Genomic DNA, 12,439 nt, shown 5'->3' with positions numbered 1-12,439 from the left:
CGCCGACCTGAAGCATCGGCCCGAAACACGAAACGGGCGCGGCGATCCATCGCCGCGCCCGTTTTCTTTTCCCCAAAAGAGGGCTTGCGTCATCTCAGGCGTTGCGGATTTCCGACGCCGTATAGCCCTGAAAATAAAGCAACGCCGTGAGATTGCCGTGGTCGACCCGGGCATCCGCGGCAGCCGCCACGGCCGGCTTCGCGTGAAAGGCAACCCCCAGGCCCGCCAGTTCGATCATGGTGAGATCATTCGCGCCATCGCCCACGGCCATGGTGCCGGACGCATCGAGGCCGAGTTCCCCGATCAGTTCCTGGAGCCGCTGGCGCTTGGCAGCCCGGCCAAGGATCGGCTCTCCGACCCGCCCGGTAAGACGACCGCTTTCGATCTCGAGCGTGTTCGCCCGGTTCTCGTCCATGCCGAGCGTTGCGGCGATCTCGTCTGTGAAAGCCGTGAACCCGCCGGAAACCAGCGCACAATAGGCGCCATGTGCCTTCATGGTCGCAACAAGCGCCTTCGCACCGGGCGTCAGTGTGATCTGGTTCGACAAAACCTCGGCAATCACCGTCTCGGGAAGACCCGCCAGCATTCCGGCCCGCTCTCGCAAGGCTCCCTCGAATTCGAGCTCTCCGCGCATGGCACGTTCGGTGATCGCCGCGATCACATCCTTCTTGCCGACCGCCGCCGCCAGTTCGTCGATACACTCCTGTTCGATCAGGGTTGAGTCCATGTCGGCGATCAGCAGACGCTTGCGTCGCCCCTCGTGTTTCTGCACAAGGACATCGACGGGCGCGGAAGAGACGATCTCGCGCAGGCGCGTATCCGCCTCGCGCGACATGCCATCACCGCTTGCCTCGAAGAAAAGATCGACAGCCAGGCCTTCGGCGAGCACGCGCGTCTCCACCGGCCCGACGGCGAGGTCACCGAGTGCTTCGGCCGCGCGCCCGGCAAGGTCGGAATCGAGTTGCGGGGTCTGGGGCGCGGACACGAGGGTGGCGACGAGAGACATGGCGAACCGCCTTCCAGGAACGGGGATATTCGGGTGAGAAAACAGGCCCTGTTGATAGCCGGGCCCACGGCAAGCGGCAAGTCGGCGCTGGCACTGAAACAGGCGGAGGCCCACGACGCGCTCGTGGTGAACGCGGACAGCATGCAGGTCTATCGGGACCTCGACGTGCTGAGCGCCCGCCCCCCGGCGGAAGACCTCGTCCGAGCGCCGCACCGTCTCTACGGTCATGTCGATGCGGCACGGAACTACTCTGTTGCGGCATGGCTCGACGACATCCGCCAGGTGCTTCAGGAAGCCGACGAGGACAATCGCGCCTTGGTAATCGTCGGCGGAACGGGCCTCTATTTCCGTGCCCTTCTCGGAGGCCTTTCCACGGTGCCGGAGATCCCAGCGGAAATCCGGAACAGGTGGCGTGACATGGCCGGAGACGCGGAACCCGGCGAGCTGCATGAAGCCCTTAGGTCGCGCGATCCGGAAATGGCGCGTCGCCTCGAGCCGGGCGACACCCAGCGCCTCACCCGCGCGCTTGAGGTCGTCGACGCGACGGGACGGTCGCTGCTCTCCTGGCAGCGGGAGCCCGGCCAGGCTCTCTTGCCCGCCGACACGCCAAAGGTTGTTCTGGCGCCGCCGCGCCCCTGGTTGCACGCACGCATCGCCGAACGGTTTCGCCAGATGGTCACCGCCGGCGGCATCGAGGAAGCGACAGCTCTCGCTTCCCGGGCGCTCCACCCGACCTTGCCTGCGATGAAGGCGATCGGTGTGCGCGAACTTGCCGAAGTGGCCTCTGGCTCGAGCACGCTTGACGAGGCGATAGAAGCCTCGATCGTCGCCACGCGCCGCTATGCGAAGCGGCAGGAAACGTTCTTCCGCGGGCAGCTCGGCGACTGGCCCCGGATCGACCCGAGTGATCGGGTGGCAGTCGCAGGAAAAATACTACCTTGAGTTTTGGGAACATTGCCCCACATTGATCGGAACGCCTCGTTTGAAGCATAATCGAATCATATAGGTTCATAACGTGCGGCAATGGCATCGTGCCGCGCTTTCGATCCGGCGCCCGATCAGAGAATGCCCTGAGGCACGGCGGACGTTGGAATTGATCGGGCTTCCCGAAGGAAGTGCCGGCGGGGAACAGAACGCACCGAGCGACCGGGCAGAAGGCCCCACCGGGGAAGGTTTCCCGGCAGGCAGCAGCACATCGGGCGGTTCGCATCAAGATGCCGACACGGGAGGACATGATGCCTCGCAGCACGATCCTGGAGACCGAGCGGCTGCGCCTTTCGACCTTCGAGCCGTCGGACCTGTCCGACCTCGTTACGTTGCACAATGACCCGTCCGTGAACAGGTTCCTGGCCTCTCACGAGGTCATTCAGACGCGTGCGGACGCGGAAAGGCACCTCGCGGACTACATAACCGGTCAGGAGCGACGCGGTTTCAGCCAGTGGAAGGCGCTGCTCCAGAGTGGCGACTTCATCGGTCGGGCCGGCTTTTCCGTTTACGAGACCACTTCGGAAGTCGCTCTCAGCATCTGCCTCGGCGCCGCACATTGGGGCAAGGGCTATGCGTCCGAGCTCGCGGGCGCCCTCGTCGACTGGTACTTCCGCAACACCTACTACACGCACCTGATCGCCTTCGTCGCCGCGGGAAACACCCCTGGACGGCGCATGATGGAGGGCATCGGCTTCACACTGCGCCAGCGCATGGTGCTGGACGACATGGCCGTGGACTGCCTGCAGATCCTGTCACCCGCCCTCGCACGACGGTTTGGAACCGAGGGCTGAACGGGCGGAACTTGGCATATCAACAAGAGCAAAGGGCCCCGGCGGATATCCGCCGGGGCCCTTTCTCGTTTGCAAACAAGGCCAGTCCGATCAGACCGCCTTGAGTTCCTGGTGATCCGGACGGTTCTGACGCGCGATCAGACGGTTGAGAGCCGAGACATAGGCCCGCGCGGACGCGACCAGCGTATCGGTGTCCGCACCCTTGCCCGTTGCCATGCGCCCATTCCATTCCAGTCGCACGGAAACCTCGGCCTGCGCATCGGTTCCCTCGGTCACCGCATGAACCTGATAGAGCGACAGGTTCGCCTCATGCGGCACGATGGCCTTGATGGCATTGAACGTTGCGTCCACGGGACCGTCGCCCGAGCACTCGCGGGTTTCGTGGCGGCCATCCACGTCCATGGTCAGGATCGCCTTCTGCGGACCGCCGGTTCCGGCAATCACCGTGAGCGCGATCACGCGGATGTGCTCGCCCTGGGTCGCGATCTCGTTCTCGACCAGCGTATCGATGTCCTCGTCGTAGACATGCTTCTTGCGGTCGGCCAGTTCCTTGAAGCGACGGAAGGCATCCTCGAACGCATTGCCGCCGATCTCGTAGCCCAGTTCCTCGAGCTTCTGACGGAAGGCATGACGGCCCGAATGCTTGCCCATCACCAGCGAGGTCGCCTTCACCCCCACATCCTCGGGGCGCATGATCTCGTAGGTCTCGGCGTTCTTGAGCATGCCGTCCTGATGGATACCGCTCTCGTGCGCAAAGGCATTCTTGCCGACGATGGCCTTGTTGAACTGGACCGGGAAACCGGAAACCGCAGAAACGAGCTTGGAGGCGCGGGTCAGGAAGACCGGGTCCACGCCGCATGCGTAGGGCAAGACGTCGGAGCGGGTACGGATCGCCATGACGATCTCTTCCAGGGCAGCATTGCCCGCTCGCTCGCCCAGACCGTTGATCGTGCACTCGATCTGCCGGGCACCACCGGCAACACCGGCGAGCGAGTTGGCAACGGCCAGACCGAGGTCGTCATGGCAATGCACGGAGAAGATTGCCTTGTCCGCGTCCGGCACCCGGTTGCGGATCGCCTCGAACATCGCCTTGTACTCGTCCGGCGTCGCATAGCCGACCGTATCGGGGAGATTGATCGTGGTCGCGCCGGCCCGGATCGCCGCCTCGACACAACGGCAGAGGTAGTCGATGGGCGTGCGGGTCGCATCCATGCCCGACCACTCGACGTCCTCGACCAGATTGCGTGCCCGGGCCACCGTATCGGTGATGATGTCGAGCACCTCACCCTCGGACTTCTTCATCTGGTGCTCCAGATGGATCGGTGAAGTCGACACGAAGGTATGGATCCGGCCGCGCTCGGCGTGGCGTACCGCCTCGCCCGCCCGGTCGATATCGGCGTGGATGGCGCGCGCCAGGCCCGCGATCACCGAACGCTTCGAGCGCTTCGCGATCTCGGAAACCGCTTCGAAGTCACCATTGGACGCAATAGGGAAGCCCGCCTCAATGATGTCGACGCCCATATCGTCGAGCAACTCGGCGACCTGCAGCTTCTCCTCAAGCGTCATCGAGGCGCCGGGCGACTGCTCGCCGTCGCGCAAGGTGGTGTCGAAAATGAAGATCTTGTCGTTGTCGGCCATGTCGTCTCGGTCCTTCTAATCCGGCATTTTCGGGCGCGGTCTGATCGCATGCGCCGATGCCGGTCATTCTCTGTCTGGCTGGAAGTTCCATCCCCTGAGTGCCCGCCACCGTTCCGGAGGCCAGTCAGCGCTCAGGGGCAGATAAGGAGAAGGAGGCCGCCGAGGAGGAGAGAGGACGCAAGAAGGAGACGGCCGCGCAGGTCCTGCGCGTCGATCGCAATGGCGGCAGTGGTGCCCGCGGCGATCATCTTGTCGATCCTGTCCCCATTTGGGAGGCTGGCGCCTCCGAATTGAAACTTTATGTCGATCATGGCCCGCGAAACGCAAGCAAATCGTTACCGGCTCGTTCCTAGCCGATCGAAATGAATCTGACAAGCCTTCGCAGGCCCGTCAGATCCGCTTTCTTGAACCGCAGGCGGGACCGCCCGGTTTACAGCCCGTCGGATCCCCGTTGAAGTGCTGCCACTCCCGAGCGGGACACCTCGACGAGCCCGAGAGGCTTCAGGATCGAGATGAACTGCTCGACCTTGTTGGTCCGCCCCGTGATCTCGAAGACGAAATGCTCCGTCGTCGCGTCGATGACCGTCGCGCGGAAGGCATCCGCAAGGCGCAACGCCTCCAGGCGCTTCTCGCCAACACCTGAAACCTTCACGAGCGCGAGCTCGCGCTCCAACGGCTTTTCCAGGCTGCGCATCCGTGCCTCGACGGTGAGGTCGGTTACGCGGTGCACCGGAACGAGCCGGTCGAGCTGGTGGCGGATCTGCTCGATCACCATGGGTGTTCCGGTCGTCACGATGGTGATCCGCGAGAGGTGCTTCTCATGCTCCGTTTCCGACACGGTGAGGCTGTCGATATTGTAACCGCGCCCTGAAAAGAGACCGATCACGCGAGCCAGCACGCCCGGCTCGTTGTCGACCACGACGGACAGCGTGTGGCTTTCGATCTGCTCGGGAACGTCCGCCATGAAATAAGCGGAGGGCGCATTCAGGTTCTGTGCGTTCATTGTTCCGGTCCTTCCCCGCTCACACCAAAGCCTTGCCGGACGCGCCGATGGCATTGGCCACCGCCTCGTCGTTCGCCTCGTCGGGCAGCAGCATTTCATTGTGCGCCTTGCCCGAGGGAATCATCGGGAAGCAATTGGCGAGATTGGCCACCCGGCAGTCAAAGAGCACCGGCTTGGGGGTCTCGATCATTTCCTCGATGGCGGCATCGAGGTCGGCGGGCTTGTCGCAGACGATTCCGTGACCGCCGAACGCATCGGCAAGCTTCACGAAGTCGGGCAGACTGTCGTGATAGGAGTGCGACAGCCGGTTGCCGTGCAGGAGCTGCTGCCACTGGCGCACCATGCCCATGTACTGGTTGTTCAGGATGAAAACCTTGACCGGCAGACCGAACTGCACGGCCGTGGCCATCTCCTGGATGTTCATCATGATCGACGCATCGCCGGCAATGTCGATGCACAGCGCATCGCGGTGAGCGACCTGCGCGCCGATGGCCGCCGGAAGGCCGTAACCCATGGTGCCCAGCCCGCCCGAGGTAAGCCAGCGGTTCGGGGCCTCGAAACCATAGAACTGGGCGGCCCACATCTGATGCTGCCCCACCTCGGTCGAGACATAGGTCTCGCGCCCCTTGGTGTGCTCGTACAGGCGCTGGATCGCGTACTGCGGCATGATGATGTCGTCGGAGGCGCGGTAGGCAAGCGACTGGCGGGCACGCCAGACTTTGATCTGCTCCCACCATTCGCCGAGTGCCGCCTTGTCCATCCGGTGCGAGCCGTTCCGCCACAGCCGCACCATGTCCTCCAGCACATGCGCGACGTCGCCCACGATCGGGATGTCGACCTTGACCGTCTTGTTGATCGAGGACGGATCGATGTCGATATGGATCTTGAGCGAGTTCGGCGAGAAGGCATCGATGCGGCCGGTGATCCGGTCGTCGAAACGCGCACCGATGTTCACCATCACGTCGCAGTCGTGCATCGCCAGGTTGGCTTCATACGTGCCGTGCATGCCGAGCATGCCGAGCCACTGGCCATCGGAGGCGGGAAACGCTCCGAGGCCCATCAGCGTGGACGTGACGGGAATGCCCGTCATCCCGGCGAACTCACGCAAGAGCTGAACCGCGGCCGGGCCCGAGTTGATGACACCACCACCGGTATAGAGGACCGGCTTTTTCGCGCGTGCGATGAGTTCGACCGCCCGGCGGATCGCCTCCATGTCGCCCTTCACCTGCGGGCGGTAGCTCTTGTGCGCGATCTGCGTGGGCGGATCGTAGACGCCGGTCGCGAACTGGATATCCTTCGGAATATCGACCACGACCGGCCCCGGGCGCCCCGAGGTCGCGACGTAGAATGCCTCATGGAGAATCCGGGGCAGGTCCTCGATCCGCTTCACCAGCCAGTTGTGCTTGGTGCAGGGTCGGGTGATGCCGACGGTATCGCACTCCTGGAATGCGTCGTTGCCGATAAGATGGGTCGGCACCTGACCCGAGATGCAGACAAGCGGGATGGAATCGAGCATCGCATCGGTCAAAGCGGTGACCATGTTGGTCGCGCCCGGCCCGGAGGTAACGAGAACCACGCCCGGCTTCCCCGTGGAACGCGCGTAGCCTTCCGCGGCATGGCCCGCCCCCTGCTCATGGCGAACAAGGATGTGCTCTACGTCGTCCTGCTGGATGATCTCGTCGTAAATGGGAAGCACGGCGCCACCGGGATAGCCAAACAGGTGTTTGACCCCCTGGTCCTTGAGTGCCTGGAGCACCATTTCGGCGCCGGTCATCTCACGCTTCATTGTCCTGTCCTCGATTGTCACAGTCGACCTCTTCAGGCCGTGTCATCCTTTGATGATCGCATCCCGGGACTGGCGATCAGGCAATAAAAAAGGCCCCCGGGGAGGCCTTAACACGCGCGTGACTGTTTTCGGATGCGGATCTTATCCCGCCCGAGTCGCGCGCGTCCCGCTTACGATAATGAGCCCCATGCCCATGATCCGTCCCGTCTCCGTTTTCCAGAATTCGCGCCTGACCACACTGATTTGAGGGATCAGACTCGTATCCACCGTATCTCGATGGATCCGCCGACGCGGCGAAACGTAGACGTCACCACCGGACCGGTCAAGCGCAAAGTCAGGAAATTACGCGTCAAACGCCCCACGCTTACCGAATGTTTCGACAAGCGGTCACCGTCTCGACGGACCTCGGGAAACCTCCCCCTTCTCCCTTTCAGGCACCAACGCATGCGGACCGACTTATCCCCAGACCGGACGAAGAATACCCCAACAGGAAAACTTCGACGACAAACCCTCTTGCATGGACCGTCGGGCCTTTGTATATACGCCTCACAACGGCTGGCGCTCAGCGTCAACCGGCGGCGGTTCTGTCCCTGATCAGGGGCTTCGCCGAGACCGAAAAGGTCTGTGGGTGTATAGCTCAGTTGGTAGAGCAGCTGACTCTTAATCAGCCGGTCCTGGGTTCGAATCCCCGTGCACCCACCACTTTTCTCTCTTCTTCAAAATCCAAACGTCTGAGCGCGGCCAGATAGCTTTCCAAGCGGGTCATTGCTCACACCTGTTTTGCGCGCCTGCCCTTCACTCCGCCACCATCAGGAACATTGGCAGCGTCGAGAGCAGCAGCAGGCAGGCCATTGCCATGTTGAAGACCGCCAGGCGGTTTCCCTGGGAAAGGCTCCTGCGAAGCCAATGGCCGGACACGGCCCAGAGGCCGATGGCGGGAAGGTTCACCAGCGCGAAGATCCCGATCAGAAGCAGAAGTTCCGACCTTGATGCATCCGGCGCCAGAAAGGTGACCGTCACGGTCAACGCGACTCCCCACGCCTTCGGATTGAGCAATTGCAGGAAAGCCGCCTGAAGAAACGAGAAGGGGCGCTCCATCGAACTGCCGCTTCCGATACCGAGATTTCGGCTGCCGGCGACCTTCCATGCCATCCAGACAATGAAAGCCGTGCAAGCGAGGCGCAGCACCAGCCCGATACCGGGGTTCGCCTTCAGAATCTGACCGAGCCCCATTCCAACGCCGAAAACCATCGCCAGGAACCCGAAGCTGATTCCGAAAAGCAGCGGCAGGGTGCGCCTCAGCCCGAAGTTGCCCCCCGATGCCAGGAGAAGAAAATTGCCCGGCCCCGGCGAAACGGACATGGCAAACGCGAAAGCGACAAGGGCAACAGCGGTTTCAAGCGACATGATCGACTCCCTTTGAGGACATGCAGCGACGCTAACGCCAAGCATCTGGACGGACACTGCCTGAACACCTCAATTTCTTTGCCGTTCGTCCCGGAACCTGAAAGACTTCGACGCATGGACGTGCTTTCCGATATCTGCTCGCGGCTTCGCCTGAACGCGCACCTCTACTTCCGTGCAGACTTGCGCGCACCTTTCTCGCTACATCTCCCGGAGGAGGCCCGGCATGTCCGGTTTCATCATGTTCTGGCCGGGGAAGTTCACGTCCGTGCACCCGCCGACGACCGGGGCGGCGACGCATCTGTCCTGCTGAAAAGTGGAGACCTCGTTCTCGTTCCAAACGGCGAGGCCCAGCTTCTGGCCTCGGATCAGACCCCGCCTCCTCCCCTGCCGCTGTCAGCCGTTCTTGAAGCCTGTCCGCCGCAAGATGGTGTCCTGACCGTCGGAGACGGAGACCTCGTGGCAAGCCTGCTTTGCGGCTATCTCGACTTCGACGAGGCGCTGCTGCATCCGGCCTTCACGCAACTCCCGCCGGTTCTGGTCCTTCGCCGTGGGGAGCCGGACACGGGCACCGCGCTTGAAATGCTGCATGCGGAAGCAGGACGCCCGGACGCCGGATCGTCCTTTCTCCTGCACCGCATCATCGAGATGCTGCTCGTTCTCACGCTACGGGGACAGCATGAATCCTCCGGTGCCCCCTCATTCTTCAGGGCACTGAAAGATCCCCGCCTGGCGCGCGCCCTCGCCGCGCTTCACGACACACCGCATGAAGACTGGGATGTCACGAACCTTGCCCGCGTCGCCGGCATGTCCCGTTCACGCTTCGCGAGCAGGTTCAGCGAAAGCGTGGGACAATCCCCCCGTGCGTATCTGACACACTGGCGAATGACGCTGGCCCGGGAGTTGCTGCGCTCAGGCGCGACCGACATGCAGGAAATCGCGGAACGGTGCGGCTACTCATCCCTGCCGGCCTTCACCCGCCGCTTCGGATCCGTCTGTGGAATGAGCCCCGCCGCCTGGCGCAGGCAGAATTGGTGACAATGCCTTCCGCAAACAACACGGCCTGCCGTCGACACTGCCCCTTTTGCCTCGCCGGGTACGACCTATATTGTCCGCACATCCTCCGCCCGGGAGCTGTCCACGCTCGTGACAAGGCCTGCGTTTCAGCAGCTTTTTGCCCGGCTCACCTCTTGATCCAAGGCCCGCCATGCCTCCGATTCTTTCCGTCTCGGACCTGTCGAAAACTTACGACACCGGTTTCGAGGCGCTCAAGACGATCAATCTCGAGATCGAGAAAGGCGAAGTCTTCGCCCTGCTTGGTCCCAACGGCGCCGGAAAGACGACGCTGATCTCCATCATCTGCGGCATCGTCAATGCCAGCGGCGGCAAGGTGCTCGTCGACGGACACGACATTGGCACCGACTTCCGTGCCGCACGCTCCCTTATCGGCCTCGTTCCCCAGGAGCTCACCACCGATTCCTTCGAAACGGTCTGGGCGACGGTGAGCTTCAGCCGAGGACTTTTCGGCAAACCAAAGAACCCGGAAATCGTCGAACAGGTTCTGCGCGACCTCTCCCTGTGGGACAAGAAGGACAACAAGATCCTGCAGCTTTCCGGCGGCATGAAACGGCGCGTGCTCATTGCAAAGGCGCTTGCCCACGAACCGCGCCTGCTCTTCCTCGACGAACCGACGGCAGGCGTCGACGTCGAGCTTCGCAAGGACATGTGGCGCGTCATTCGCCGTTTGCGCGACACGGGCGTGACGATCATTCTCACCACGCACTACATCGAGGAGGCGGAAGACCTCGCCGATCGCGTCGGCGTGATCAACAAGGGCGAGATCGTCCTGGTCGAGGAAAAGGACGAGTTGATGCGCAAGCTCGGCCGCAAGGAACTGATCCTCCACCTTGCGGAACCGCTTTCGGCCCTGCCCGGCTCTCTCGCCAATCGCGGGCTGGAGCTCTCCGGATCCGGGGAAAGTCTCGTCTACACCTTTGATGCGCAAGGCGAACGCACAGGCATCACGACCCTGCTGGGCGACCTCCAGTCAGCCGGCATCCGGTTCAGAGATCTGGAGACCCGACAGAGTTCGCTTGAGGAAATCTTCGTCAGTCTCGTGAAGGAGCAGGCATGAACTTTCACGCCATCAGCGCCATCTATCGTTTCGAGATGGCCCGCACGCGGCGGACACTGTTCCAGAGCATCGTCTCGCCGGTTCTGTCCACATCGCTCTATTTCATCGTCTTCGGCGCGGCGATCGGATCGCGCATCTCCGAAGTCGACGGAGTGAGTTACGGCGCCTTCATCGTGCCGGGACTCATCATGCTGTCCCTGCTCACGCAAAGCGTGTCCAACGCATCGTTCGGGATCTATTTCCCCCGCTTCACGGGAACGATCTACGAAGTGCTTTCCGCCCCGATATCCTTCCTGGAAATCGTCATCGCCTATGTCGGTGCAGCGGCAACGAAGGCGATGCTTGTCGGCGTCATCATCCTGGCGACCGCGCATCTTTTCGTGCCCATGACCATTCAGCATCCGGTCTGGATGCTCCTGTTCATGGTGCTTACCGCCATCACCTTCTCGCTGCTGGGCTTCATCATCGGCATATGGGCGGACAACTTCGAGAAGCTGCAATTCGTGCCGCTGCTCATCATCACGCCGCTCGCCTTCCTGGGCGGCAGCTTCTACTCGATCTCCATGCTGCCTCCGGTGTGGCAGACCGTGACGCTATTCAACCCGGTGGTCTATCTCATCAGCGGCTTCCGCTGGAGCTTCTACGGACAGGCGGACGTCAGCGTCGGCGTCAGCCTGGCGATGACCTTCCTCTTCCTCTCGATCTGCCTTGTCGTGATCGCCTGGATCTTCAAGACAGGCTGGCGTCTCAAGGCCTGATCCGGCGCCCAAGAAACCGGACGTTCAAACAACAAAAAGGCGCCCGCGAGGGCGCCTTTTTCATGCATTGGGCCACACCCTAAACGGCCACCGGCGCCTTGATATGAGGATGAGGCTCGTAGCCGGTGAGGGAAAAGTCCTCGAAGCGGAAGGCGAAGAGGTCTTTCACCTCGGGGTTGATTTCCATTCGGGGCAACGCACGACGGTCGCGGGAAAGCTGCTCTTTCGTCTGGTCCAGATGGTTCAGGTAAAGATGAGCATCGCCGAACGTGTGGATGAACTCGCCGGGCCGATAGCCGGTCACCTGCGCCACCATCATGGTCAGCAGCGCATAGGACGCGATGTTGAAGGGAACTCCCAGAAACACATCCGCCGAGCGCTGGTAGAGCTGGCAGGAGAGCCGGCCATCCGCGATGTAAAACTGAAACATGGCATGACACGGCGGAAGGGCCATCTCGTCGACCAGTGCCGGGTTCCAGGCGGAAACCATCAGCCGCCGGCTGTCCGGGGACCGACGGATCTGTTCCAGGAGGTTGGCGATCTGGTCGACGGACGTCCCGTCCGGCGCCGGCCACGAACGCCACTGGTATCCGTAGACAGGGCCGAGATCGCCGTTCTCGTCAGCCCATTCATCCCAGATGCTGACGCCGTTTTCCTTCAGATAGGCAATGTTCGTGTCGCCGGACAGGAACCACAGCAGTTCGTGAATGATCGACTTCAGATGCAGCTTCTTCGTCGTCACCATCGGAAAACCGTCGGCCAGATCGAAGCGCATCTGATGACCGAACACGGAAAGAGTGCCCGTCCCTGTGCGGTCGGTCTTGCGCGTGCCCTCGTCGAGGATGCGCTGCATCAGATCGTGATATTGCTGCACGGAAACCACCAGTTCTGCGCGGGCGCGTCGATGGCGCCGATTCGCTTAGTCCCGCAAT

11 protein-coding genes and 1 tRNA gene are annotated in these 12,439 nt (G+C 62.3%); 6 read left to right on the top strand and 6 right to left on the bottom strand.

Annotated features, from left to right (window positions below; all coding sequences use genetic code 11):
* Positions 1–94: 94 nt before the first annotated feature.
* Positions 95–1,006 carry a phosphoserine phosphatase SerB gene (gene serB / locus ACYX4S_RS03535; RefSeq protein ID WP_476361906.1) on the bottom strand — a complete coding sequence of 304 codons (912 nt, stop codon included), beginning with the start codon at positions 1,004–1,006 and terminating at the stop codon, positions 95–97.
* Positions 1,007–1,039: 33 nt separating this feature from the next.
* On the opposite strand from serB, the gene miaA reads away from it, so the two are divergent.
* Complete coding sequence (gene miaA, locus ACYX4S_RS03530) at positions 1,040–1,948, top strand: tRNA (adenosine(37)-N6)-dimethylallyltransferase MiaA (RefSeq protein WP_476361905.1); 909 nt, start codon at positions 1,040–1,042, stop codon at positions 1,946–1,948.
* 293 nt (positions 1,949–2,241) lie between these two features.
* Positions 2,242–2,784, top strand: coding sequence for a GNAT family N-acetyltransferase (locus ACYX4S_RS03525; RefSeq protein ID WP_293723672.1), 543 nt, complete (start codon positions 2,242–2,244; stop codon positions 2,782–2,784).
* A gap of 90 nt (positions 2,785–2,874) precedes the next feature.
* On the opposite strand, the gene ACYX4S_RS03520 is transcribed toward ACYX4S_RS03525, so the two are convergent.
* The 3 genes from ACYX4S_RS03520 to ACYX4S_RS03510 form a co-directional block, all read right to left on the bottom strand.
* Complete coding sequence (locus ACYX4S_RS03520) at positions 2,875–4,422, bottom strand: 2-isopropylmalate synthase (RefSeq protein ID WP_422069469.1); 1,548 nt, start codon at positions 4,420–4,422, stop codon at positions 2,875–2,877.
* Between the two features lie 430 nt (positions 4,423–4,852).
* Positions 4,853–5,425: an acetolactate synthase small subunit gene (ilvN, locus tag ACYX4S_RS03515; RefSeq protein ID WP_293723666.1), complete on the bottom strand. Its 573-nt coding sequence runs from the start codon at positions 5,423–5,425 to the stop codon at positions 4,853–4,855.
* A 19-nt stretch (positions 5,426–5,444) separates the two neighbouring features.
* Positions 5,445–7,211 (bottom strand): acetolactate synthase 3 large subunit, encoded by a 1,767-nt coding sequence (locus tag ACYX4S_RS03510; RefSeq protein ID WP_476361904.1) that lies wholly within the window; start codon positions 7,209–7,211, stop codon positions 5,445–5,447.
* Between the two features lie 626 nt (positions 7,212–7,837).
* Between ACYX4S_RS03510 and ACYX4S_RS03505 the strand changes: the two genes are divergently transcribed.
* Positions 7,838–7,913 (top strand) — tRNA-Lys (locus ACYX4S_RS03505).
* 93 nt (positions 7,914–8,006) lie between these two features.
* Here ACYX4S_RS03505 and ACYX4S_RS03500 read toward each other — a convergent pair.
* Positions 8,007–8,618 carry a LysE family translocator gene (locus ACYX4S_RS03500; RefSeq protein WP_476361903.1) on the bottom strand — a complete coding sequence of 204 codons (612 nt, stop codon included), beginning with the start codon at positions 8,616–8,618 and terminating at the stop codon, positions 8,007–8,009.
* A gap of 114 nt (positions 8,619–8,732) precedes the next feature.
* Here ACYX4S_RS03500 and ACYX4S_RS03495 point away from each other — a divergent pair, with 114 nt between their 5' ends.
* The 3 genes from ACYX4S_RS03495 (at position 8,733) to ACYX4S_RS03485 (ending at position 11,507) form a co-directional block, all read left to right on the top strand.
* The gene (locus tag ACYX4S_RS03495; protein ID WP_476361902.1) at positions 8,733–9,653 is read left to right on the top strand and encodes an AraC family transcriptional regulator; all 921 of its coding nucleotides are present in this window, start codon (positions 8,733–8,735) and stop codon (positions 9,651–9,653) included.
* A 169-nt stretch (positions 9,654–9,822) separates the two neighbouring features.
* Positions 9,823–10,749, top strand: coding sequence for an ABC transporter ATP-binding protein (locus ACYX4S_RS03490; RefSeq protein ID WP_476361901.1), 927 nt, complete (start codon positions 9,823–9,825; stop codon positions 10,747–10,749).
* The gene (locus ACYX4S_RS03485) at positions 10,746–11,507 is read left to right on the top strand and encodes an ABC transporter permease (protein WP_476361900.1); all 762 of its coding nucleotides are present in this window, start codon (positions 10,746–10,748) and stop codon (positions 11,505–11,507) included. Before ACYX4S_RS03490 ends, ACYX4S_RS03485 begins: the two co-directional genes overlap by 4 nt.
* 79 nt (positions 11,508–11,586) lie before the next feature.
* Here the strand turns inward: ACYX4S_RS03485 and ACYX4S_RS03480 are convergent, their stop codons facing one another.
* Entirely contained in the window at positions 11,587–12,381 is a 795-nt protein-coding gene (locus ACYX4S_RS03480) for a thymidylate synthase (protein ID WP_476361899.1), read from the bottom strand.
* Positions 12,382–12,439 lie beyond the last annotated feature (58 nt).

The organism is Stappia sp. ABD4_338, from assembly GCF_056312175.1.
This window is presented reverse-complemented; position numbering and strand designations above follow the sequence as displayed.